The sequence below is a fragment of the Vibrio sp. 10N.286.45.E10 genome (assembly GCF_002874195.2).
Classification (GTDB): Bacteria; Pseudomonadota; Gammaproteobacteria; order Enterobacterales; family Vibrionaceae; genus Vibrio; species Vibrio crassostreae.
Map to the genome: position 1 here is coordinate 2,433,426 of NZ_MCWD02000001.1, position 23,926 is coordinate 2,457,351.

Here is a 23,926-nt window from a genome sequence, read left to right on the forward strand (position 1 = left end):
AAGCTCTTGGAGAATTGGTAGTACTTTGATGCCTCCCCAGCAACTACAACATTGGTTTACCCAGCTAACTGCAAATAGTCCGTTCTTTTTTGCAGTACTTGATGCTCAACATAACTATTTTATGGTGAATGAGCGTTACTGCGATATTGCTGGTTTGAGTCAAACAGAGCTTGCAGGCATGAATGACCGCCAAACATTGGGCGAACAATTTTACCAACATCTTAAGCCTTACTATGAGCGTGCATTCAGTGGCGAAACGATTGAGGCCGAAGTCACCCTTAACGAAACTGACCTCGATACCAGCCTTCATTTCAGCCTATCTCCGCTTACCAATGGCAACAAAACCGACTACATCGTCTTTCACGCCTTCGACACATCAGAAAACCAAGTACTTGTCCGTTCTTTAGAAGAATCCGAAGCTAAATTCCACAAGCTATCTCAACTACTCCCAGACGGATTACTGCTCGTTGAAAGTGACTACATCTTGTCATCCAACCCAGCAGCAGCTCGCTTGCTTGGCTTTAACTCAACCACAGAGTTAATTGGCGAAGAATTGGGACGCCTATTTATCGATGAACAAACCAAAACAGTTTTCAATAATAACCTCACTTCTATTATTTCTGAGTCTGGTTTGGTTTGCTTAACGGGTGCCCGATGCGGCTTTGAACGTAAGGTTCAGCTCAACATCGACTCCACCACTGTTCTTGGAAGTAATACTCAGTTGGTGCTTATCCAAGACGCACAAGAAACCGCAAAACAATATACACCGGCAAACAGTGAAGATGCCTACATCGACGCACTGACTAAGCTCTATAACCGAGTTGGGTTTACAAAGCGTCTTGAGCAGTTCATTCACAACGATACGCCAGTGGTGATGCTCTACTTAGACATTGATAACTTTAAGAATATCAATGATTCACTTGGTCATCACATCGGTGACAAGGTGATTAAAGAGGTCGCTTCACGCCTTAAACGCTTACTGCCCCGTAAGGCTGTGATTGGGCATTTAGGCGGGGATGAGTTTGGTATTATCCTGCCAGAACCTGAACATCAGCGAACACCTGAAATGCTCGCTGAAAAGATCATCTCCCTGATCAATCAACCCTTCGATCTTCACCACTTCAGTAAACGCTTGGCCTGCTCGATTGGTAGCGTGAACTTCCCTCAAGATGGTACTGATGCTCGTATCTTGTTGCAAAATGCAGACACAGCAATGTATGAAGCGAAAGATCGTGGTCGCAACCGCTTGATCAAGTTCAACGAACAGATGAACAAAGAAGCGCGTATGCGACTGTGGCTGGAGATTGAGCTTCAGAAAGCGCTGCAACAAAATGGACTCGAGGTTTGGTACCAACCAAAAGTAAATGCCCGTGATTTCACCATCAACGGAGCAGAAGCTCTAGTTCGTTGGAAACACCCTGTCGAAGGCTACATCAGCCCTGCTGCTTTCATCCCAGTTGCAGAACGTGCAGGTCTTATCGAGCAGCTTGGTCGTGTGGTGATGCGTGAAGTATTCGCAACAGTTAAACGCTGGAAGATGCAGGGGATCCTACCTGGCCGTGTGGCAATCAACCTTTCTCCTGAACAGTTTGGGAACCCGAAACTGATTGATTACATGGAAAAACTGCTGCGTTCGACAGAACTAGACCCAAGTGCGATTACATTTGAGCTAACGGAAAGCGCGGTGATGAGTGATAGTGAACACACACTTCAAATGCTTAACGCCATCAAGAAACTTGGCTTTGCTCTCTCCATCGATGATTTTGGTACTGGTTACTCTTCACTGTCTTACCTTGCTCGCTTCCCAATTGATGAGCTAAAGATAGACCGTGCTTTCATCTCCGATATCGATACCCTACCAAAGCAAATCACCGTAATTGAAAACATCATCAACCTGGGTAAGTCTCTCGATTTAACTGTGGTTGCTGAAGGTGTCGAAACTAGTGAGCAAGCGACTCTGCTGTCTAATCTCAACTGTAGTTCGATTCAAGGCTTCCACTTCTACCGTCCGCAACCAAAACAAGATGTCGAAGAGTTGTTTGCCCAAAACCGCCGTCATAAGAACTAACTAACCGATTCAAGTACCTCATATTTAAACCAAGCCAACATGTAAAACGGTCACTCGTCAGTACCTCAAACGGAGTAAAAGCAGATTTATCCATCTAAACCTGCCTTACATCAATTCCGTCATTCACAATTCTTCATAAAATGCTCGCTTCAACTCAATTCTACTGGTAGTGAGCAAATGGAACTCTTATGCCCAGCGGGTAACTTACCTGCTTTGAAAACCGCTATTGATTGTGGTGCGGATGCTGTCTATATCGGATTCAAAGACGATACCAATGCCCGACACTTTGCAGGCCTAAACTTTGCGGGTAAAAAGCTCGATCGTGCTGTGCAGTATGTGCATGACCACAACAAGAAAATTCATGTTGCCCTAAACACGTTTGCTCACCCAAATGGCTTCGACCGTTGGACCAATGCCGTAGACAACGCTGCTGCGCTAGGTGTCGATGCACTGATCATCGCAGACATCGCGGTGCTTGAGTACGCAGCAAACAAATATCCAGATCTAGAACTGCATCTATCGGTACAAGCATCAGCGACCAATGCCGCTGCTATCGACTTCTACCATAAAAACTTCAATGTTAAGCGTGTGGTACTGCCGCGTGTATTATCGATCCATCAGGTCAAACAGCTTTCTCGTAATATCACTTCTGACGTTGACCTTGAAGTATTCGCTTTCGGTAGTTTGTGCATCATGGCAGAAGGTCGTTGCTACCTCTCTTCATACATGACTGGCGAATCACCAAATACGGTTGGCGCTTGCTCTCCTGCGAAATACGTTCGCTGGCAAGAAACAGAAACAGGCCTCGAATCTCGCTTGAACGAAATCCTTATCGATAAATATGAAGCAGGTGAGAACGCAGGTTACCCAACGCTGTGTAAAGGCCGCTTTGAAGCAGAGATCGATGGTGAACGTAAGCGCTATCACGCACTTGAAGAACCAACCAGCCTAAACACGCTATCAATGCTGCCAGAGCTTTTCGCTGCCAATGTTGCTTCAGTGAAAATTGAAGGTCGTCAGCGTAGCCCTGCTTATGTAGAGCAAGTTACTCGTACGTGGCGCGCTGCTATTGATCGCTACTTAGCAAACCCTGAACAATACCAAGTAGAACAAGCTTGGAATGCGACACTGGCGAATGTATCGGAAGGTACACAAACCACGCTTGGCGCTTATCATCGTAAATGGCAATAGAGCCAAATGGAGAACTCAATGAAATACGCATTAGGCCCTCTACTTTATTTTTGGCCAAAACAAGACGTTGAAAGCTTCTATGAGCAAGCGAAATCAAGCTCTGCTGATATCATATATCTCGGTGAAGCCGTGTGTTCAAAGCGTCGTGAGATGAAAGCAAAACACTGGATGGACATCGCTAAAGAGCTGTCTGCTTCAGGTAAGCAAGTGGTACTGTCGACCATGGCGTTGCTCGAAGCGCCAAGTGAAGTCAACATCATGAAGAAGTACATCGATAACGGTGACTTCGCGATTGAAGCAAACGACGTGTCTGCAATTCAACTGGCCAGCGAAAGCAAAGTCCCTTTCGTGGTTGGTCCTGCGGTGAACACCTACAACGCACGCACCCTGAACCTGTTCTTGAAACAAGGTATGACGCGTTGGTGTATGCCGGTTGAGCTTTCTCGCGAATGGTTAAGTAACGTAATGACCCAGTGCGAAGAGCTCAATATTCGTAATAAGTTCGAAGTAGAAGTATTTAGCCACGGCTACCTACCGCTTGCTTACTCAGCACGCTGCTTTACCGCTCGCGCTGAAAACAAAGCTAAAGACGATTGCGAAACCTGCTGTATCAAGTACCCAACAGGGCTACAAGTAGAAAGCCAAGAAGGCCAATCAGTATTCAACCTTAATGGTATCCAGACCCAATCAGGCTACTGCTACAACCTAGTCAATGATTTGCCGAACATGCACGACCTGGTTGATGTGGTTCGCTTAAGCCCACTCGGCGTTGATACCTTCTCTGAGATCAATAACTTCAGAGCGAACGAACAAGGTCAAAACCCGATGAAGATTGAAAGCCGCCAATGTAATGGTTACTGGCATCAGCTTGCCGGTCTAGACGTTAAGAACATCTAGTTCCTCGCATTGGACTAACCAGAAACAGGTACAAAAAAGGTCTAGCATTCGCTAGACCTTTTTAGTTCGTCTCAAGAAAATCGACCTATGCCGTTGCGGTTTCCATCGGCGAGGCGTCGAGCTTCTTTACGTCTTTGTAGAGCATCACCATTACCACCGCGCTCAACGCGATATTAGACAGTGGATATGCAATCCAGATCCCCGGCACACCGTACAACTTAGGCATAATGTACAAGAAAGGTAACTGGATCAGCATATTGCCTATCGTTACAAACATCGCCTTGCTACCCTTGTTCACTGCCTGATAGTAAGCACCTGCTACTACCAAGAAGCCATCTAGGGCTAAGGCAAACATGTGAAGTCGAATACCCAACACGGTGTACTCAACTAACTGAGGTTCGTCCGAGTTAAAGACTGATACAAACTCACGTGGGAATGCGTTCAGAAGCAGCACGAACGCCACACCAATCAATACCGAACTCAGCATCGCAATCTTAAGTAACTTACGAATGTTCGCTTGGTTACGCGCACCATGGTTGTAGCTCACCAAAGGTTGCATGCCATTGGCGATACCTTCAGCCGTGAGATAATAAACCGTCACGATGTAGCCCAAAATCGCGTAAGCACCAATCATCAACTGGTCGCCATATTGGGAGAACAACGCATTGTGCAGCGCCACCATCATCGAACCATAAGCGTACATAAAGAAGCTTGATGTACCAATGGCGAAGATCTGTGGGATAACCGATAGCTTCAGTCGTAACTCATTCCAACGTAAGCGTAAATTTGCTCGACGTGAAAAGAAGTAAGCCAGACCTAAGCCCGTTACCACAAATTGTGCGATAGCTGTTGCTAGTGCCGCGCCCATCAACTCCCAACCATACAGAGCGATAAACAGGTAATCGAGTACGATATTAATCACAGCACCAACGATCATCAATATCGTCGCTAAATTAGGGCTGTCATCGTTACGCAGTAGAAACGGCATCGCGATCGAACCTAGCGTGAAGACACTAGCACCAATAAGAATGTGTAAGTACTGCAAGCCAAGTTCATACACTCGCCCTTCAGCGCCCTGCCAAAGCAAGAAGTTATCAGCAAACAAAAACAGCAATGCGGAGACAATAGGCGTTATCGCTAACAACAGGGTTAAGCCCGTTGCTAAGATCTGCTTAGCGCCTTGAGTATCTTTTTCACCTTGGCGAATCGAGACCAGTGCACCGGTACCCACGCCCACCAACATACCAATACCGAGAATCGAACCAATCACAGGCCACGCAACATTGATACCTGCAAGTCCATCAGCCCCCACATAGCGGCCAATGAAAATGCCATCCACCACTTGGTACAGGCCATTAACCAACATGGCTGCCACGGTAGGGATTGTGTATCGCCAAAACTGACGACTAATTGAGTTACTCATTTCTTACTCTACTTTCATTTGTGAGTCGCATATCAACAAGATATGACTCGAAAAATTAGTTAATAAGGCTAACTAAATATCTAAATTATTTACTTCAAAGCTTTATTTAATAATAGGTTTAGCTGCTGAGATTCTTGCTCAGACAAACGACTTTCCAGTATTTGTGCCATGACCTGATAGATCTTACTTTCTTCTTCTAAGCCGACTTCAGCTTTGCTGGTCAGTACAACCAACTTAGACCTCGCATCTTCGAGCGAAGCTTTACGCTCAACAAGCCCCTTTCTCTCTAGTCTCTGAACCATAGTGGTTGCTGAAGGCTTGGTCACCTGCATCTCAATCGCAAGATCAGTCAATCGGATCGGTTCAGGAGAAGATTGAATGACCTTCAAATAGTCATACTCATTGAAGCTCAATTGGCAAATAGGGTCTTCATTTACCTGAGTTCGCCATATCTTTGAAGCAAAACGCTCAATCTTTTCTAAATTCTGGTTTAGCATACTCACCCAATCAAAGAATAGCATTTAGTTAGCAAGGCTAACTATTTTAGTGTTGTTTAAATAAAAAGCAATCAAAACGAGATGAAGATCATAAAAAAGGAGCATAAAAAAACCGCTGACAGGCAGCGGCTTCTCGGAGTCAAAATGTATTGCTTACTTAGCGCTGGCTTCTTCTTCAGCCTCAGCTAACTTAACTTGTGCTAAGTGCTCGGCTTTAAGCGTGGTGAAGATACGGCTTAGCTCTAAGAAAGAGTAGCGGTGCTCTACATATTCATACACGTTGAAAGAGACTGACAACTTGTACAAAGAGATCGCATTCGCGTAGTCACCATTCATATGGTAACGCTTAGCCAGGTAGAAGTACGTCTCTGTTAGACGCTGCGCTAGTAACGTGTTGTCACGAGTACCGGTTAAGATCGCCTTAAAAGCCTGCTCTTCAGTAATGTCATCAAGCATAATCGCGACTAATACCCAGCCCCACTGCTCATCGCGACTCTCGTAACGTTTTTGTAAATCAAGCTTAGCTTGCTCTGGCGTTAGCTCATGCTGAATAATATACAACCACAGAGCGCGAAACGGATCGCTAGGATCATCGGCGTAGTGCTTCATCATCTCTTCATTGGCTAAGTCGTAACGTTCGCCATAATAAAGCGCGATAGAACGGTTTCTTTCTGCGTAAGAGTTTGCAGGATCAAGCTCTAACGTAGAATCAAAAGATTCATAAGCCGCATCAAACTCCCCTACCTGCGTAAAGTAAACACCCAAAAGATTGAAGATATCAGGTTGAGCTGGGTTCAATGAAAGAGATTGGTTGAAGTCGAGACGCGCGAGATCACGCAGGCCAACACTGTCGTAGTAGTTACCACGTTCAAACAGCATCTTAGCTCGAACTTCATCGTTCAAATCTGGGCGCTGTAATAACTGACTAAGACGTGCAATTTGAACTTCTTGCTGAACGCTTGGTTGCAGTGGCACAGCCATCGGTGGATAAACCCAGCGTGAGGCGTTATCTGATGTTGTCGCACAACCTGTTAGTACAAGCAGTAAACACATACTCGCGGTTTGAAACCATTTCACAAATAATTACTCCTGTTATGACCGCAATAAAAAAGGGGAGCGATATGCTCCCCTTTATAACATGCTTTGTTGACGATAGGTTAGAAATCACTAAAAAGCGATATCACCATCGACACACTGAGAATTACTCAGCAGCAGGTGCTTCGCCTTCAGCTGGCGTTTCAACTGCTTCTTTCATGCTTAGACGTACACGGCCTTGACGGTCAATTTCAAGAACCTTAACAGGAACTTCTTGACCTTCAGTTAGGTAGTCAGACACTTTCTCAACGCGCTTGTCAGCGATTTGAGAGATGTGTACTAGACCATCTTTACCTGGAAGGATAGTAACGAATGCACCGAAGTCAGCTAGACGAGCAACTTTACCTTGGTAAATGCGGCCAACTTCAACTTCAGCTGTGATCTCTTCGATACGACGGATAGCTTCTTTAGCAGCTGCGCCTTCAGTAGCAGCAATCTTGATTGTGCCATCGTCTTCGATTTCGATTGTAGTACCAGTTTCTTCACAAAGAGCACGGATAACTGCGCCGCCTTTACCGATAACATCTTTGATCTTATCAGAGCTGATTTTCATTGTGTGGATACGTGGAGCGAATTCAGAGATATCTTCACGAGCACCAGAGATAGCTTCATCCATTACAGAAAGGATGTGCTTACGTGCACCTTGCGCTTGGTTAAGTGCAATTTGCATGATCTCTTTAGTGATACCTTCGATCTTGATGTCCATTTGAAGTGCAGTGATACCAGCGTTAGTACCTGCTACTTTAAAGTCCATGTCACCTAGGTGATCTTCGTCGCCAAGGATGTCAGAAAGAACAACGAAATCGTCGCCTTCTTTAACAAGACCCATTGCGATACCCGCAACAGAAGCTTTGATTGGAACACCAGCATCCATAAGCGCTAGAGATGTACCACATACAGAAGCCATTGAAGAAGAACCGTTAGATTCTGTGATTTCCGATACAACACGAACTGTGTATGGGAATTCTTCAACAGAAGGCATTACTGCTTGGATACCACGTTTAGCAAGCTTACCGTGACCAATTTCACGACGCTTAGGAGAACCAACGAAACCAGTTTCACCTACACAGTATGGAGGGAAGTTGTAGTGTAGAAGGAAGTTGTCTTTCTTCTCACCCATTAGGCTATCGATGATTTGAGCATCACGTTGTGTGCCAAGCGTTGCAGTAACAAGTGCTTGAGTTTCACCACGAGTGAATAGAGAAGAACCGTGTGTACGTGGAAGAACACCAGTACGTACGTCTAGCGCACGAACCATGTCTTTTTCACGGCCATCGATACGTGGGTTGCCAGCGATGATGCGGCTACGTACTACCTTTTTCTCTAGAGAACCAAGCATGCCGCGGATTTCGCGCTCATCTAGGTTTTCGTCTTGTGCGATTAGAGCTTCAACAACGTCGTTCTTGATTGCGCCAACTTGCTCGTAACGAGCCATTTTTTCAGTGATCTGGTACGCGTCAGATAGACGTGTTTCAGCAAGTTCAGCAACTTGAGCTTTAAGCTCTGTGTTAACTGCTGGTGCTTCCCAGTTCCAAGATGGAGTTGCAACTTCAGCAGCAAACTCGTTGATTGCTTTGATTACAACTTGTTGTTGGTCGTGACCGTAAACAACAGCTGAAAGCATTTCTTCTTCAGATAGGTTATCTGCTTCAGATTCAACCATAAGTACTGCGCCTTCTGTACCAGACACAACTAGGTCTAGTTTAGAGTTTTCAAGCTCAGTATTTGATGGGTTAAGAACAAGTTCGCCGTCGATGTGACCAACACGTGCAGCACCGATAGGACCATTGAATGGAGCACCAGAGATAGCAAGTGCAGCAGACGTTGCGATCATAGTGATCATGTCTGGGTTTACGTCAGGGTTGATAGAAACAACCGTAGCGATAACTTGAACTTCGTTTTTAAACGCACTTGGGAAAAGTGGACGAATTGGACGGTCAATCAGACGAGCTGTTAGTGTTTCGCCTTCAGATGGACGACCTTCACGCTTGAAGAAACCACCAGGGATTTTACCCGCAGCGTATGTGCGCTCTTGGTAGTTAACTGTTAGAGGGAAGAAGTCTTGACCTGCAACAGCTTCTTTCTTAGCAACAACAGAAACGAATACTGATGTATCATCCATAGTCGCCATTACAGCAGCGGTAGCTTGACGTGCAATTACGCCCGTTTCTAGAGTAACGGTGTGGTTACCGTACTGGAACGATTTTACAACTGGTTTTTCAAACATTGTATATCCTTAGCTCTAAAGTCAAACTTTAGATTAAGTGAATAATGACTCAAGATATTACCAATCGCGACTAGTGAAAAGGGACTTAGGATGGTGACTCTTTGTATGAGTTCATACGCCGAATTAAGACCAAATCCGCCTTTGAATAGTCGCGACCTATTGGCCGACATCTGTGACTGTAATCTCTTGAGAGGTTGATTGCCAAACGCTGAAAACGCTATAGGCGGGCGTAGTATAAACTATTTTTATTAGGAGATATATTTCCTATCAGAAAAAGCCAGATGATATTCTGAGCATCCGGTCTCGCATTTTCTTACAGGCACAAAAAAAGGAGCATAAATGCTCCTTTTCTTCAAACTGTCTTTGCAGACATCGCTATTAGCGACGTAGGCCTAGACGCTTGATTAGGTCTTGGTAACGAGCAAGGTTTTTGCCTTTCAAGTAATCAAGAAGCTTACGACGGCTAGAAACCATACGTAGTAGACCACGACGGCTGTGGTGATCGTGTTTGTGCGCTTTGAAGTGACCTTGTAGGTGGTTGATAGAAGCAGTAAGTAGTGCTACTTGTACTTCTGGTGAACCTGTGTCGCCTTCAGATTGTGCGTATTCTGCAACGATTGCTGCTTTAGTTTCTGCATTCAGAGACATAATTCTCTCCTGATAAGAGTAAGTTTATATTTGTAGCAGCCAATCTCTGATTCAGCCGCTACGCGAGCCGAGGATTATAGGGAAGTTTGTCAGTTGGTGCAATAACAATCGAACCCATTGAAAACGAAAAAAGCGAACCACCTAAATTAGGCGTTCGCTTTCTGTCTTATTTGCTCGCATTTCAAGGCGAACCGCTAATATCAGACTCTATGTAAGCGCTACGCTTGTGGCTCTTCATCTCTGAAAACAACCAAACGCTTCGGTGCAACTCGGCCATCTTCGCCAATCTGAGCAACGCCGACAAACAGCTTCTCTTCGCCACTTGTCATGCGAACCGTGCCTTCAGTTGGCGCACCAGCAACCTGAACTGGCATACCGTGCTGAACAAGGTCAGTCAGTTCCGCGTTCAGGTTTACTTCTGGTAAGTCTTCAACGGCAGTGTCCATTGGCATCAGCAGAGGATCAAGCAGCTCTTTCGGTGCAATTTCTTGCGCCTGTGCTTGCTCTAGGATCTCGTTTAACTGCTCCAAAGTCACCATACGCTCGTATGGGTACTTCGCGACACCTGTACGACGAAGCATAGTCACGTGAGCACCACAACCTAGCATCTCACCAAGATCATCGGTAATTGTGCGGATGTATGTGCCTTTCGAACAATGCACTTCCATTTCAACTTCATCACCTTCAAAGCGAAGCAGTTCAATAGAGTACACGGTGATCTTACGAGACTCACGAGGAACCTCGATACCTGCACGTGCGTATTCGTACAAAGGCTTACCTTGATACTTCAATGCCGAAAACATTGATGGTATCTGATCGGTTTCACCCTTGAAGCTCGCAATACAACGCTCAAGCTGTTCTTGAGTCACGTTAACATCACGCGTCTCTACCACTTCACCATCAGAGTCAGAGGTATTGGTACGCTCACCAAGCTTAGCGATAACAACGTAGCGCTTATCAGAATCTAGAAGAAACTGAGAAAACTTCGTTGCTTCACCAAGACAAATTGGCAGCATGCCAGTCGCAAGAGGATCCAGAGCACCGGTGTGCCCCGCCTTCTCTGCAAAGTAAATACGCTTTACTTTTTGCAGTGCATCATTAGACGAAATACCTGTCGGCTTATCTAACAGAATTACCCCGTTTATAGGGCGACCTTTACGACGGCGAGCCATTACTCTTCGCCCTTAGACTGAGTTTCGTCAGTGCGGCCAGCTTCTTCTTGCTTGCGCTTGTCGTCGTTCAGAACTTCACTTACTAGGTTAGACATACGCATGCCTTCTACTAGTGTGTTGTCGTAAGTAAAACGAACTTCAGGCGTTAGGCGGTGGCGAATACGCTTACCAAGAGCCATACGAACTGGCACTTCATGCTCTTTAAGAGCTTTAAGACATGATTCAGGTGTTTGCTCACCAACACATAGGAAAGTCACGAACACTTTTGCGTAAGCAAGGTCACGAGACACTTCTACATCTGAGATAGTTACCATACCAATACGTGAGTCACGAACTTCACGTTGGAGGATAAGCGCAAGCTCTTTTTGAAGCTGCTGAGACACACGTTGTGTGCGGCTAAATTCTTTTGACATTTTCTTTTCTCACTTAGAAAGATGGGGGGCTTGGTAATTACCAGCCCCCCATGGTGTATTCAACAACCGATTACTTATTACCTTTATTAGTAATGTTAGTAACCTTAGTCAATATGTCGAGTCGTACAGACTGATTAGTCTAGAGTACGTTTAACCTCAACGATTTCGAATACTTCGATCTGGTCACCAACGCGAACGTCGTTGTAGTTCTTAACGCCGACACCACATTCGTAACCGTTCTTAACTTCTTGAACGTCATCTTTAAAGCGACGAAGTGACTCTAGTTCACCTTCGTAGATAACAACGTTTTCACGAAGTACACGGATTGGGTTGCTACGCTTAATCGTACCTTCAGTAACGATACAACCAGCGATTGCACCAAGTTTAGGCGACTTAAATACGTCACGAACTTGTGCAAGACCAATGATCTCTTGACGGAATTCAGGAGCAAGCATACCGCCCATCGCCTGTTTAACTTCGTCAATCAGTTGGTAAATGATTGAGTAGTAACGTAGATCTAGGTTTTCGTTCTGAACCGTGTTACGCGCAGTTGCGTCAGCACGAACGTTGAAACCAAGGATGATAGCGTTAGAAGCTGCAGCAAGAGTTGCATCAGTTTCAGTAATACCACCAACACCAGAACCTACGATGTTCACTTTAACTTCGTCAGTTGATAGTTTCAGTAGAGAGTCAGCAATCGCTTCTACAGAACCTTGAACGTCAGCTTTAAGTACAACGTTAAGTTCAGCAACTTCACCCGCCGTCATGTTCGCGAACATGTTCTCTAGTTTCGCTTTTTGTTGGCGAGCTAGTTTAACATCACGGAATTTACCTTGACGGTAGTTAGCAACTTCACGTGCTTTACGCTCATCACGTACAACAGTCGCTTCGTCACCTGACGCAGGTACGCCAGAAAGACCTAGAATTTCTACAGGGATAGATGGACCTGCAGTTTCGATGTCTCTGCCGTTCTCATCGCGCATTGCACGAACACGGCCGTACTCTTGACCACAAAGAACGATGTCGCCTTTGTTTAGAGTACCAGACTGTACTAGTACTGTTGCAACTGGACCGCGACCTTTATCAAGACGAGATTCAACAACAACACCAGACGCCATGCCTTCTTTAACCGCTGTAAGCTCAAGAACTTCAGACTGAAGAAGGATTGCTTCTAGAAGACCATCGATGTTTGTGCCCTGTTTTGCAGAGATGTGAACGAAGATGTTCTCGCCGCCCCACTCTTCAGGGATAACGTCGTATTGAGCTAGCTCATTCTTAACGTTGTCTGGGTTTGCACCTTCTTTATCGATCTTGTTCACAGCAACAATCAGAGGAACGCCTGCCGCTTTCGCGTGCTGGATTGCTTCGATTGTTTGTGGCATTACGCCATCGTCTGCTGCAACTACAAGTACAACGATATCTGTCGCTTGAGCACCACGAGCACGCATAGCGGTAAACGCCGCGTGTCCAGGAGTATCAAGGAAAGTGATCATGCCGTTGTCAGTATCTACGTGGTAAGCACCAATGTGCTGCGTGATACCGCCAGCTTCGCCAGAAGCAACGTGTGCTTTACGAATGTAATCAAGTGTTGAAGTTTTACCGTGGTCAACGTGACCCATGATAGTAACAACAGGAGCACGACCTTCAGCGATAGCATCGCTATCACGGTCAGCTAGTACTGCTTCTTCAAGTTCGTTTTCTTTACGCAGGATTACCTTGTGACCCATTTCTTCAGCAACAAGTTGTGCTGTTTCTTGGTCGATCACTTGGTTGATAGTCGCCATAGCGCCCATCTTCATCATTACTTTGATAACTTCAGTTGCTTTAACTGACATTTTGCTCGCCAGTTCAGAAACAACGATAGTTTCGCCGATAGCAACGTCAGATTTAGCAACAGTAGCTGACTTATCGAAGCCTTGCTGCATTGAAGTTGGTTTAGCAAGCTTACCTTTACCGCCACGACCACGTTGGTTACGACCACCACGGTTGTTTGCAGGTTGGTTAGCAGGAGCTGCTTTCTTCTTGCGACGACGAGGTGCTTTCTCATCTTTCTTATCTGCCGCATCTTCAGCTTCACGAGCGTAAGTAGAAGTAGTCACATGGTAATCCGCAGATTTCTCTTGCTCTTTCTTCTTCTTCTCTTCTTCAGACCAACGTTCTTGGTTCTCTTCTGCTAACTTACGAGCTTCTTCAACAAGCTTAGCTGCTTCAGCTTCTGCTTTACGAGTTGCTTCTAGCTCTTGACGAGCTTTAAGTTCATCCGCTTCTTTTTTCGCTTGTGCGTTAGCGTCTGCATTTTTTGAATTCATGTCTTTTTTAGCCTTTTCAGCTTGTGCGCGTTGAGCCTTCTCTTCAGCTTCACGTTTTGCATCCGCTTCACGTGTTACTTTTTCTTCGGCTTCGCGCTGTGCTTTCTCTGCAGCATCACGTTTCGCTTGCTCTTCAGCATCGCGTTGTGCTTTCTCTTCCGCTTCACGATTAGCCGCTTCCTCAGCTTCACGTTTCGCTTCATCTTCAATAGTGCTGCGCTTCACGTAAGTACGTTTTTTACGTACCTCTACTTGAACATCCTTACTCTTACCGCCTCCAGCGGCAACACTTAGCGTGCTGCGGGTCTTGCGTTGAAGAGTTAAACGAGTCGGTTCTGTTTCACCAGAAGTATCGCCGTGCTCCTTTTTAAGGTGCGTTAGCAATGTTTGCTTCTCTGAATCAGTCACTTGATCCGACCCTGCTTTCTTCATGCCTGCATCAGCAAGTTGTTCAATTAAGCGGTCAACTGGCGTACCAATCTCTTCACTCAGTGCTTTAACTGTTAATTGTGTCATACCGCTTTCTCTCCTTGCTGAATTATTCTTCGTCGCCGAACCAACAGATGTTACGCGCAGCCATAATTAGCTCGCCTGCACGCTCTGCAGTTAGGTCTTCGATGCCTTCTAGTTCATCAACGCCTTGGTCAGCTAGGTCTTCCAATGTCGCAACGCCTTTTGCTGCTAGCTTGTAAGCCATTTCACGCTCTAGACCTTCAAGTGCAAGTAAGTCTTCAGCAGGCTCAACACCATCGAAAGTTTCTTCTTTCGCTAGCGCTAGAGTAGTCAGTGCGTCTTTCGCGCGGTTACGTAGTTCTTCAACGATACCTTCATCTAGACCATCTACTTCAAGAAGCTCGTTCACAGGAACGTATGCTACTTCTTCAAGCGTAGAGAAGCCTTCTTCAACAAGCATTTGAGCGAAGTCTTCTTCAATGTCTAGGTGCTTCATGAAGTTTTCAATAGAAGCAACTGCTTCTTCTTGGTGCTTCTTCTCAAGGTCAGCAACAGTCATTACGTTCAGTTCCCAACCAGTCAGTTGAGAAGCTAGACGTACGTTTTGACCGCTACGACCGATAGCTTGTGCTAGGTTATCCGCTTCAACAGCGATATCCATAGAGTGTGCGTCTTCATCAACGATGATTGAAGCAACATCAGCAGGAGCCATTGCGTTGATTACGAATTGAGCCGGGTTATCATCCCAAAGAACGATATCAATACGCTCACCGCCAAGATCGTTAGAAACAGCTTGTACACGTGCACCACGCATACCAACACACGCACCAACTGGGTCAATACGTTTGTCGTTTGTTTTCACAGCGATTTTAGCACGAGAACCCGCGTCACGTGCAGCACCTTTAAGTTCAATTAGCTCTTCACCAATCTCAGGCACTTCAACACGGAATAGTTCAGCTAGCATTTCTGGCTTCGAACGAGTAACGAAAAGCTGGAAACCGCGAGCTTCTGGTTTAACTGCGTAAAGAAGACCACGAACACGGTCACCTGGACGGAAGTTTTCACGAGGAAGTTGGTCATCACGAAGAATTACCGCTTCAGCGTTGTTACCTAGGTCTAGGATAATAGTGTCACGGTTAACTTTCTTAACTGCACCAGTTACTAGCTCACCTTCGTTATCAATAAACTGTTCAACGATTTGAGCGCGTTCAGCTTCACGTACTTTCTGTACGATAACTTGCTTAGCCGTTTGAGTGGTAATACGGTCAAACGTTACTGATTCGATGTCATCTTCAATGAAACCGCCAAGTTCGATCTCTGGGTCATCGTACTTTGCAGCTTCAATAGAGATTTCTTTTGTTGGGAATTCAACTTCCTCAACAGCTTCCCAACGACGGAAAGTTTCGAAATCACCCGTTTTACGGTCGATTTCAACACGAACTTCAATTTCTAGTTCGCTTTTCTTTTTTGTTGCCGTTGCAAGCGCGATTTCAAGCGCTTCAAAAATACGCTCACGAGGAACTGCTTTCTCATTAGAAACAGCTTCTACTACCGCCAAAATTTCTTTGTTCATTAATCTAGCCTCTTAAGCTCTTCTCTCTAGGAGAACTAAAATTTAGGGATCAGGTTAGCTTTCGCAATATTGCTCAGGACGAATTCTTCTTCTTGTCCTTCAACCAATACTTTCACTGTCTCGCCTTCGATAGATTGGATATCACCTTTCCATTTACGACGGTTGCCGACAGCCATTTTCAAAACGATGCTTACCTCGTGACCAATAAATTGTTGGTAATGCTCTGCTTTGAACAGTGGTCTCTCTAAACCTGGTGAAGACACTTCAAGGTTATAAGCCACTGAAATTGGATCTTCAACGTCCATTACGGCACTTACTTGGTGACTAACTTCAGCGCAATCATCTACATTGATACCGTTTGGTGAATCGATGTAAATACGTAGCGTTGAGTGCTCACCAGCACGAATAAATTCTAATCCAACTAACTCATAACCTGATGCTGCTACTGGAGCGTCAAGCATTTCAGTAAGTTGTCTTTCTAAACCAGTCATTTAACCACTCCAGAAACAAAAAAAGGGCTCAAAGCCCAATTTAAATTCCAAGCAAACATTATCTAAGCGCATTTATAAATGCTTAGATAACAAAAAACCCCGTATAAGCCGGGGTTTTTGTTGCTGGACCCTTATATGTTAAGTGCCATCACATTCGATATCACACTTAACTCACAGTGAGGTTCACACTGTGCAAACTTGCTACCAATACAAGCTATATAATAGCATTGAAATTGGTTGCGGGAGCCGGATTTGAACCGACGACCTTCGGGTTATGAGCCCGACGAGCTACCAAACTGCTCCATCCCGCGTCCGACTTGCGAGCATTATACGCCCAACAAGATGTTTTACAAGTTTGTAAACATGGTGCCGAGAGAGGGACTCGAACCCTCACACCCTAAGGCACTAGCACCTCATGCTAGCGTGTCTACCAATTTCACCATCTCGGCATCAAATCTTTACAGATTATTGTGGAATTTCGTCGCCTTGCGCCGGAACTTCACTCACTGCGTCATCAGCTTGTTGAATTACCTGACCTTGAGTCGGGTCAATCCATTGTGACTCAGTTTTATGTGTAGACATATTACCAAGCACTAAGCTAAGGATAAAAAATGTAGTTGCAAAAATTGCAGTCATTCGGGTAAGGAAATTTCCTGAGCCACCAGCACCAAACACAGTGTTTGAAGCGCCAGCACCGAAAGAGGCTCCCATATCTGCGCCTTTACCTTGTTGAATCAACACTAGGCCAATTACACCAAGCGCTGCCAACAGGTAAATCACAAGTAGAACTGTAAACATTTTTCCACCTATGTTCCTAATTGTTGAGCCAGCGCCGTTCAAAAAACTATTTTTAAGAACAAGGCTAGCGACCTCCTAACTGAAGGCCGAGCAATACTAGCGAATGCGACGATGGCTGACAAGGAGAATTTGCTAAAAAATAAGCCTTTACCAAGTGAATGGTCAAAAAAAGGTCAAAAGCGACACAAAACTCATTTACGTCTCTTTTGACCGTTATATCTTGACCGTTATATAAGTCAATCACTTCTAATCACAGGCGCTATTCATTGCGCCTGTTTAGTAAAAGGTTAAATTAGCAGTTTGCTTTTACTGCATCGGCAATCTTAAGCGCGGATGCTTGAACAAGCTCAGCATCTTCGCCTTCAACCATCACACGCAATAGTGGCTCTGTACCAGACTTACGTAATAGCACACGACCTTTCTCGCCAAGTTCAGCTTCAACTTCAACAACAGCTGCTTTTACTGCTTCTGCTTCTAGTGGGTTTGAGTCTCCACTGAAACGAACGTTTTCTAGAACTTGCGGGTACAACGTCATGCCCTGAGACAGCTCATTCAGAGTCATTTCGCTATCAACAACTGAAGCCAATACTTGCAGCGCAGCAACGATAGCATCACCCGTCGTTACTTTATCTAATAGGATAACGTGACCCGAGTTCTCTGCTCCAATCTTCCAGCCTTTAGCAAGAAGTTGCTCCATTACGTAACGGTCACCAACTGCAGCACGAACAAACGGAATACCTAACTGCTTAAGGCCATTTTCCATACCCAGGTTGGTCATTAGTGTACCAACAACACCACCTTTCAACTCACCACGACGCAGTGCATCGCGTGCAATGATGTAAGCGATTTGGTCACCATCAACTTTGTTGCCTAGCTCGTCAACCATGATGATACGGTCGCCGTCACCATCAAAGCCCAGACCTAATGCCGCTTTTTCTTCAAGCACTTTAGCTTGCAGAGCACGTACATCCGTCGCGCCTACTTCGTGGTTGATGTTAGTACCATTTGGCTCAACACCAATAGCCACAACCTCAGCACCCAGCTCTTTAAATACAGCAGGCGCAATGTGGTAAGTGGCACCATGGGCACAATCGATAACGATCTTCATGCCAGCTAATGTCATTTTATGTGGGAACGTACTTTTACAGAACTCGATGTAACGGCCAGCGGCATCGTTCAAACGTACTGCTTTGCCTAGCTCCGAAGAATCAACGCATTCAATGTCTTTGTCCAGTTCAGCTTCAATCGCCAACTCGATATCGTCCGGTAGCTTTGTTCCCTCAGAAGAGAAGAACTTAATACCGTTATCGTAGTAAGGGTTGTGTGATGCTGAGATAACAATACCAGCTTCAGCGCGGAACGTTTGTGTTAGGTAAGCCACGGCTGGTGTTGGCATTGGGCCAGTAAAAGTAGCCTGAAGACCCGCAGCAGCGAGACCAGCTTCTAGAGCAGACTCCAGCATGTAGCCAGAGATACGGGTGTCTTTACCAATGATGACTTTCTTAGTGCCCTGTTTCGCAAGAACACGACCCGCAGCCCAGCCAAGCTTCAGAACAAAATCAGGTGTAATCGGGTATTGGCCAACTTTGCCACGTACACCATCTGTGCCGAAGTAACGTCTCTTATCAGACATATTGATTTTCCTTAATTATGATTAGTGATTGTTATTCATCACTTCGATTATCTTCATCGCTTCCAATGTATCTTCAACATCGTGAACGCGAATAATTTGTGCACCTTTGATTGCAGCGATGGTAGCGCAAGTGACGCTAGCAACCATGCAATCTGCTGGAACTTTGTCTAGTAGCTTAAAGAGCATCGACTTTCTCGACATCCCCGCTAAGACTGGCAACCCAAGCCTGTGAAATTTTTCAAGGTGCGCTAATAGGTGGTAATTATGCTCAATGGTTTTACCAAAACCAAAACCAGGATCCAAAATCAGCTGATCTTTTGGTATGCCAACAGCCTCACACGCTTCTACCCTTTCTTTTAAGAACGCTTCAACATCCGTTAGGACATCATCGTAATTTGGGTTGGCTTGCATGGTTCTTGGCTGACCTTTCATGTGCATCAGGCAAACTGGCACATTAGCATCGGCGGCTGCCTCTAGAGCTCCGGGCTCTTGCAATGCGCGCACATCATTGATCAAATCAGCCCCTGCTTCAACGGCTTGGCGCATCACTTGAGCTTTACTGGTATCAATAGAGATCCACACATCGAACTTGGCGCGAATTGCTTTAATGGCAGGTATAACGCGAGCGAGCTCTTCTTCTAAAGATACGTCAGGTGCTCCCGGGCGAGTTGACTCACCACCAATGTCAATAATGCTAACACCTGCTTGAATCATTCGCTCTGCTTGCAGTAAAGCATTATCTAATGAATTGAATTTCCCGCCATCAGAGAAAGAGTCAGGCGTAACATTGAGGATACCCATCACATGTGGGCGGTCTAAAACGAGCGTTTTATTATGTGCTTTTAATATCATGGAAGGTGGGTCTTAAAGGTAAAAACATCTTGGGCTATAAACAGAAAAACCCTGAGCGTACTCAGGGTTTTAATTTAAAGCCTAGTGATTAAGAATCTTTGTTTTGAGCATCATCTGATTCAGACTTAACTTCTTCAACTTGCGACTCTTCAGCTTTTGGTTCGGCTGCTGCTTCTTCTGATTTCGCTTCAGGTTTAGCTTCTTCCTTTGCAGGTTCTGCTTTCGCCTGATCACCCCAACCAGCTGGCTCACGAATGTCGTCTTTACGTTCCATCAAGTCATCAATCTGACCTGCATCAATCGTTTCAAACTTCATTAGCGCGTCTTTCATCGAGTGCATGATATCCATGTTCTCTTCAAGAATTTGCTTCGCACGAGCATAGTTGCGGTCGATTAGAATACGAATTTCTTCATCGATCAGCTTAGTCGTATCGTCAGAAACATGTTTCGCTTGGCTCATACCGCGACCTAGGAAAACTTCGCCTTCTTCTTCAGCATATAGAAGAGGACCCAGTTTTTCTGAGAAGCCCCACTGCGTTACCATCTTACGAGCAATATCAGTTGCACGTTCGATATCGTTAGACGCACCAGTCGAAACTTTGTCTTTACCGTAGATAAGTTCTTCAGCAAGACGACCACCGTACAAACTAGAGATCATTGATTCTAGATGTTGGCGAGACATGCTTACGCGGTCTTGCTCAGGTAGGTACATAGTTACACCAAGCGCACGACCACGTGGAATGATTGAAACCTTGTACACTGGATCGTGTTCAGGCACCAAGCGACCAACAATTGCGTGACCCGCTTCGTGGTAAGCCGTTGACTCTTTCACTTCTTCAGACATCACCATTGAACGGCGCTCTGCACCCATCATGATTTTGTCTTTAGCTAGTTCGAACTCAACCATAGATACATTACGCTTGTTACCACGAGCAGCAAACAGCGCCGCTTCGTTCACAAGGTTCGCAAGATCTGCACCAGAGAAACCTGGAGTACCACGAGCAATCAGAGATGGTTCAACATCACCCGATAGTGGCACTTTACGCATGTGTACTTTAAGAATCTGTTCACGACCACGTACATCTGGCAGACCAACCACAACTTGACGGTCAAAACGACCAGGACGAAGTAATGCAGGGTCTAGTACGTCTGGACGGTTAGTCGCAGCGATAACGATAATACCTTCGTTACCTTCGAAACCATCCATCTCAACCAGCATTTGGTTCAGTGTTTGTTCACGTTCATCGTGACCACCACCAACACCAGCGCCACGTTGACGACCTACAGCATCGATTTCATCGATAAAGATGATACAAGGTGCCGCTTTCTTCGCTTGTTCGAACATGTCACGCACACGAGATGCACCAACACCAACAAACATTTCAACGAAGTCAGAACCAGAGATAGTAAAGAACGGTACTTTCGCTTCACCGGCAATCGCTTTTGCAAGCAATGTTTTACCCGTACCAGGAGGACCAACCAACAAGATACCTGTTGGGATCTTACCACCTAGCTTTTGGAAGCGGCTTGGGTCACGAAGGTAATCCACAAGCTCTTTCACGTCTTCTTTTGCTTCGTCACAACCAGCAACATCAGCAAACATCGTTTTGATTTGTTCTTCGCTCATCATTCGAGCTTTACTCTTACCGAAAGACATCGCGCCTTTACCGCCGCCGCCGCCTTGCATTTGACGCATGAAGAAAATCCATACACCAATCAGTAAGATCATAGGGAACCATGAGATGAAGATAGTGCCAAGCAGGCTCTGTTCTTCAGGTGGTGTACCCTGAACTTTTACGTTTTGATTAATTAAGTCATCAAGTAGCTTTTGATCATAAACAGGCATGTAAGTTACATACTTAGAGCCACCACCACGACGTGTGAAAGTGATTTCGCTGTTATTGAACTGTGCGTCTTGAATCTGGCCTTGGCCAACTTCCTGTACAAACGTGGTGTAATCTACTGCTCTGCCGTTACTTTCCCCAGGGCCAAAGCTCTGGAATACCGACATCAACACTACCGCGATAACAAGCCACAGAATTAAATTTTTTGCCATGTCACTCAAGGTGTAAGCCTCTCGATAACTAATTGTAATTAAAGGTAGGGTACTACAGTTTGTAACCTGTAGCCATGTTGTTAACTCTCACTATTGGAAGAGAATCGTTAACCTTTGTAACCAGTGGCTACGATAAACACTTCACGAGATCGAGCTCGAGAAGAGTCGGGTTTTCTAACTTTTACTGTTTTAAACATCTCGCGGACGTCCTTAACGTATTGGTCAAACCCTTCGCCTTGGAATACTTTTACAACAAAACTACCATTGGTAGCTAGAACTTGTCGACACATATCCAAAGCTAATTCAACTAAATACATAGCTCTTGGCTGATCCACAGAATTGTTGCCTGCTATATTAGGTGCCATATCTGACATCACGACATCAACCATGTTTGGTTGTATACGCTCCAACAAGGCATCTAGCACAGCTTCTTCGCGGAAATCGCCTTGTAAAAAGCTAACGCCAGCAATCGGGTCCATTGGTAACAAGTCACACGCAATGATTTGTCCGTTGTCTCCAACAATCTTAGCAGCATATTGAGACCAACCGCCAGGTGCTGCACCCAAATCCACAATGGTCATCCCAGGAGACAGCAATTTATCTTTCGTTTGAATCTCTTCCATTTTGAAATAAGCACGTGAACGATAGCCTTTCTTTCTTGCTTCATTTGCGTACTTGTCGTCGAAGTGTTCCTTCAACCAACGGCCTGAACTGGCCGAGTGTTTCTGTTTGCTCATTGGATACCTAAATTGGAGGAAAGTACTAATTGCTGAATAAATTATAGTCTTCAGCTTTAGATGGCGTTAAAATAGGTTTTTTCAACCCTAATAGTAAAGAAAATTGGCCGCGTAATGAACCTAAGTACCAAACAAAAGCAGCATCTAAAGGGCCTAGCTCACAGTTTAAAACCTGTTGTGCTAATGGGCGCAAATGGACTTACTGAAGCTGTTCTAGCGGAAATCGAATTAGCTCTAGACCACCACGAACTGATCAAGATTAAAGTTGCATCAGAAGACCGTGAGACTAAGCAACTGATTATCGATGCAATTGTACGTGAAACTAAAGCTGAGAAAGTACAGACTATCGGTAAAGTTCTAGTACTGTTCCGTCAGTCAGAAGCACGTAAAATCGAGATTCCACGTAAATAAGCGAGCTTAATATAAGCTAACTTCACTAATAGGAAGCCACAGCGCTTATCTTTTAGTGTAGCGTGAGAAACGAAAAAGGTCGCATTTAGCGACCTTTTTACTTATTAGAAACAAAGAAAATTCAATTAGATATATTCTACTTTGTCGATTTCGAAATCTTTGTCGCCACCTGGGGTAGAGATCATAACTTCGTCACCTTCCATTTTACCGATAAGGCCGCGAGCAATTGGCGATTTCACAGAAATACGACCCGTTTTGATGTCTGCTTCGTCTTCTGAAACGATTTGGTAGCGGTACTCTTCGTCTGTATCCACATCGATTAGCGTCACTGTCGTACCAAAGATAATCTTGCCCGTATTATCCATTTGCGTTACATCGATGATCTGAGCCAGTGATAACTTATATTCAATATCACGGATCTGAGCTTCACAAATACCCTGCTCTTCACGAGCGGCGTGGTATTCAGCATTCTCTTTCAGATCACCTAGTTCACGTGCTTCACCAATAGCTGCTGAGATAACAGGGCGTAGCTTAAGTAGGCGATCTAATTCGTCACGTAGCTGCTGAGCGCCACGTACTGTCATTGGAACCTTTTCCATTTTTTACCTCTATGCCAAAGCTTTCTTTGGCCAACATAAATACACCCAACATAGTTATTAGGTGATAGAAACAAAACGATTTGGCTTAGTGTAAACAAACTTTATGGCTAAATCACCTTTATTCCACTTTGCGTTATAAAAGCTTTATCTAGGTCTAAATTACAGACATCACAAAAATGAATAATAACCTCCCCATCAATAAGCCCAGAAACAAATACCTAAAAAAACAAAAAACAAACAAAATAAACACAGATCACACTTTTGTAAAAATCAATTTAAAACATAAACTTAAATAACAAGAGACATAATAAAACAGTGTTCATTTTTTAGTTTTATATCATTTTACTAACTGACTATGGAACTTTAGAGGTAAAAAGTAACCC

At 44.9% G+C, this 23,926-nt stretch carries 20 protein-coding genes and 2 tRNA genes; 4 read left to right on the forward strand and 18 right to left on the reverse strand.

Translation table 11 applies throughout. The features are described 5' to 3' along the window. Positions 1–28 precede the first annotated feature (28 nt). From BCU34_RS10745 to BCU34_RS10755, 3 genes are all read left to right on the forward strand, one after another. Complete coding sequence (locus BCU34_RS10745) at positions 29–2,068, forward strand: bifunctional diguanylate cyclase/phosphodiesterase (RefSeq protein ID WP_048658152.1); 2,040 nt, start codon at positions 29–31, stop codon at positions 2,066–2,068. Between the two features lie 177 nt (positions 2,069–2,245). Further along, positions 2,246–3,259, forward strand: coding sequence for a ubiquinone anaerobic biosynthesis protein UbiU (gene ubiU, locus BCU34_RS10750; protein WP_017068227.1), 1,014 nt, complete (start codon positions 2,246–2,248; stop codon positions 3,257–3,259). 18 nt (positions 3,260–3,277) lie between these two features. Next, positions 3,278–4,156: a U32 family peptidase gene (locus BCU34_RS10755; RefSeq protein WP_008218800.1), complete on the forward strand. Its 879-nt coding sequence runs from the start codon at positions 3,278–3,280 to the stop codon at positions 4,154–4,156. Positions 4,157–4,241: 85 nt separating this feature from the next. On the opposite strand, the gene BCU34_RS10760 is transcribed toward BCU34_RS10755, so the two are convergent. The 17 genes from BCU34_RS10760 to rlmE form a co-directional block, all read right to left on the reverse strand. Beyond that, positions 4,242–5,579 (reverse strand): MATE family efflux transporter, encoded by a 1,338-nt coding sequence (locus tag BCU34_RS10760; RefSeq protein ID WP_055319586.1) that lies wholly within the window; start codon positions 5,577–5,579, stop codon positions 4,242–4,244. Positions 5,580–5,668: 89 nt separating this feature from the next. Continuing rightward, a complete protein-coding gene (locus BCU34_RS10765; RefSeq protein WP_009847536.1) occupies positions 5,669–6,076 on the reverse strand; it encodes a MarR family winged helix-turn-helix transcriptional regulator in 408 nt (135 codons plus the stop codon). A 153-nt stretch (positions 6,077–6,229) separates the two neighbouring features. Continuing rightward, entirely contained in the window at positions 6,230–7,153 is a 924-nt protein-coding gene (gene nlpI / locus BCU34_RS10770) for a lipoprotein NlpI (protein ID WP_048658156.1), read from the reverse strand. A 124-nt stretch (positions 7,154–7,277) separates the two neighbouring features. Then, positions 7,278–9,398 (reverse strand): polyribonucleotide nucleotidyltransferase, encoded by a 2,121-nt coding sequence (pnp, locus tag BCU34_RS10775; RefSeq protein WP_102479083.1) that lies wholly within the window; start codon positions 9,396–9,398, stop codon positions 7,278–7,280. Positions 9,399–9,776: 378 nt separating this feature from the next. Further along, positions 9,777–10,046, reverse strand: coding sequence for a 30S ribosomal protein S15 (rpsO, locus tag BCU34_RS10780; RefSeq protein ID WP_010436144.1), 270 nt, complete (start codon positions 10,044–10,046; stop codon positions 9,777–9,779). Positions 10,047–10,264: 218 nt separating this feature from the next. Continuing rightward, positions 10,265–11,218 (reverse strand): tRNA pseudouridine(55) synthase TruB, encoded by a 954-nt coding sequence (gene truB, locus BCU34_RS10785; protein ID WP_050620004.1) that lies wholly within the window; start codon positions 11,216–11,218, stop codon positions 10,265–10,267. After that, the gene (gene rbfA, locus BCU34_RS10790) at positions 11,218–11,631 is read right to left on the reverse strand and encodes a 30S ribosome-binding factor RbfA (protein WP_017065964.1); all 414 of its coding nucleotides are present in this window, start codon (positions 11,629–11,631) and stop codon (positions 11,218–11,220) included. Before rbfA ends, truB begins: the two co-directional genes overlap by 1 nt. 134 nt (positions 11,632–11,765) lie before the next feature. Beyond that, a complete protein-coding gene (gene infB / locus BCU34_RS10795) occupies positions 11,766–14,456 on the reverse strand; it encodes a translation initiation factor IF-2 (protein WP_102479084.1) in 2,691 nt (896 codons plus the stop codon). Positions 14,457–14,478: 22 nt separating this feature from the next. After that, positions 14,479–15,966 carry a transcription termination factor NusA gene (gene nusA / locus BCU34_RS10800; RefSeq protein WP_017059230.1) on the reverse strand — a complete coding sequence of 496 codons (1,488 nt, stop codon included), beginning with the start codon at positions 15,964–15,966 and terminating at the stop codon, positions 14,479–14,481. Between the two features lie 35 nt (positions 15,967–16,001). After that, positions 16,002–16,457 carry a ribosome maturation factor RimP gene (gene rimP / locus BCU34_RS10805; RefSeq protein ID WP_004738265.1) on the reverse strand — a complete coding sequence of 152 codons (456 nt, stop codon included), beginning with the start codon at positions 16,455–16,457 and terminating at the stop codon, positions 16,002–16,004. A 234-nt stretch (positions 16,458–16,691) separates the two neighbouring features. Then, positions 16,692–16,768, reverse strand: a tRNA-Met gene (locus tag BCU34_RS10810). A 53-nt stretch (positions 16,769–16,821) separates the two neighbouring features. Continuing rightward, positions 16,822–16,906 (reverse strand) — tRNA-Leu (locus BCU34_RS10815). 16 nt (positions 16,907–16,922) lie between these two features. Continuing rightward, entirely contained in the window at positions 16,923–17,255 is a 333-nt protein-coding gene (secG, locus tag BCU34_RS10820) for a preprotein translocase subunit SecG (protein WP_017059392.1), read from the reverse strand. Positions 17,256–17,547: 292 nt separating this feature from the next. After that, entirely contained in the window at positions 17,548–18,888 is a 1,341-nt protein-coding gene (glmM, locus tag BCU34_RS10825; protein WP_017059393.1) for a phosphoglucosamine mutase, read from the reverse strand. Between the two features lie 21 nt (positions 18,889–18,909). Continuing rightward, the gene (gene folP, locus BCU34_RS10830) at positions 18,910–19,740 is read right to left on the reverse strand and encodes a dihydropteroate synthase (RefSeq protein WP_102479085.1); all 831 of its coding nucleotides are present in this window, start codon (positions 19,738–19,740) and stop codon (positions 18,910–18,912) included. An 88-nt stretch (positions 19,741–19,828) separates the two neighbouring features. Beyond that, positions 19,829–21,796, reverse strand: coding sequence for an ATP-dependent zinc metalloprotease FtsH (gene ftsH, locus BCU34_RS10835; protein WP_048658160.1), 1,968 nt, complete (start codon positions 21,794–21,796; stop codon positions 19,829–19,831). A 107-nt stretch (positions 21,797–21,903) separates the two neighbouring features. Continuing rightward, positions 21,904–22,533: a 23S rRNA (uridine(2552)-2'-O)-methyltransferase RlmE gene (rlmE, locus tag BCU34_RS10840; protein WP_017059396.1), complete on the reverse strand. Its 630-nt coding sequence runs from the start codon at positions 22,531–22,533 to the stop codon at positions 21,904–21,906. Between the two features lie 114 nt (positions 22,534–22,647). Here rlmE and yhbY point away from each other — a divergent pair, with 114 nt between their 5' ends. Next, complete coding sequence (yhbY, locus tag BCU34_RS10845) at positions 22,648–22,944, forward strand: ribosome assembly RNA-binding protein YhbY (protein WP_004738252.1); 297 nt, start codon at positions 22,648–22,650, stop codon at positions 22,942–22,944. 125 nt (positions 22,945–23,069) lie between these two features. Here yhbY and greA read toward each other — a convergent pair whose 3' ends face one another. After that, positions 23,070–23,543 carry a transcription elongation factor GreA gene (greA, locus tag BCU34_RS10850; protein WP_102433387.1) on the reverse strand — a complete coding sequence of 158 codons (474 nt, stop codon included), beginning with the start codon at positions 23,541–23,543 and terminating at the stop codon, positions 23,070–23,072. Positions 23,544–23,926 lie beyond the last annotated feature (383 nt).

What these genes read in the sequence shown, in the direction of transcription:
- rlmE (WP_017059396.1), bottom strand. Translation starts at nt 22,533, where the DNA reads ATGAGCAAACAGAAACACTCGGCCAGTTCAGGCCGTTGGTTGAAGGAA.
- truB (WP_050620004.1), bottom strand. Translation starts at nt 11,218, where the DNA reads ATGGCTCGCCGTCGTAAAGGTCGCCCTATAAACGGGGTAATTCTGTTA.
- ubiU (WP_017068227.1), top strand. Translation starts at nt 2,246, where the DNA reads ATGGAACTCTTATGCCCAGCGGGTAACTTACCTGCTTTGAAAACCGCT.
- yhbY (WP_004738252.1), top strand. Translation starts at nt 22,648, where the DNA reads ATGAACCTAAGTACCAAACAAAAGCAGCATCTAAAGGGCCTAGCTCAC.
- secG (WP_017059392.1), bottom strand. Translation starts at nt 17,255, where the DNA reads ATGTTTACAGTTCTACTTGTGATTTACCTGTTGGCAGCGCTTGGTGTA.
- folP (WP_102479085.1), bottom strand. Translation starts at nt 19,740, where the DNA reads ATGATATTAAAAGCACATAATAAAACGCTCGTTTTAGACCGCCCACAT.
- rpsO (WP_010436144.1), bottom strand. Translation starts at nt 10,046, where the DNA reads ATGTCTCTGAATGCAGAAACTAAAGCAGCAATCGTTGCAGAATACGCA.
- glmM (WP_017059393.1), bottom strand. Translation starts at nt 18,888, where the DNA reads ATGTCTGATAAGAGACGTTACTTCGGCACAGATGGTGTACGTGGCAAA.
- rimP (WP_004738265.1), bottom strand. Translation starts at nt 16,457, where the DNA reads ATGACTGGTTTAGAAAGACAACTTACTGAAATGCTTGACGCTCCAGTA.
- greA (WP_102433387.1), bottom strand. Translation starts at nt 23,543, where the DNA reads ATGGAAAAGGTTCCAATGACAGTACGTGGCGCTCAGCAGCTACGTGAC.
- pnp (WP_102479083.1), bottom strand. Translation starts at nt 9,398, where the DNA reads ATGTTTGAAAAACCAGTTGTAAAATCGTTCCAGTACGGTAACCACACC.
- BCU34_RS10760 (WP_055319586.1), bottom strand. Translation starts at nt 5,579, where the DNA reads ATGAGTAACTCAATTAGTCGTCAGTTTTGGCGATACACAATCCCTACC.
- infB (WP_102479084.1), bottom strand. Translation starts at nt 14,456, where the DNA reads ATGACACAATTAACAGTTAAAGCACTGAGTGAAGAGATTGGTACGCCA.
- BCU34_RS10755 (WP_008218800.1), top strand. Translation starts at nt 3,278, where the DNA reads ATGAAATACGCATTAGGCCCTCTACTTTATTTTTGGCCAAAACAAGAC.
- rbfA (WP_017065964.1), bottom strand. Translation starts at nt 11,631, where the DNA reads ATGTCAAAAGAATTTAGCCGCACACAACGTGTGTCTCAGCAGCTTCAA.
- BCU34_RS10765 (WP_009847536.1), bottom strand. Translation starts at nt 6,076, where the DNA reads ATGCTAAACCAGAATTTAGAAAAGATTGAGCGTTTTGCTTCAAAGATA.
- ftsH (WP_048658160.1), bottom strand. Translation starts at nt 21,796, where the DNA reads ATGGCAAAAAATTTAATTCTGTGGCTTGTTATCGCGGTAGTGTTGATG.
- BCU34_RS10745 (WP_048658152.1), top strand. Translation starts at nt 29, where the DNA reads ATGCCTCCCCAGCAACTACAACATTGGTTTACCCAGCTAACTGCAAAT.
- nusA (WP_017059230.1), bottom strand. Translation starts at nt 15,966, where the DNA reads ATGAACAAAGAAATTTTGGCGGTAGTAGAAGCTGTTTCTAATGAGAAA.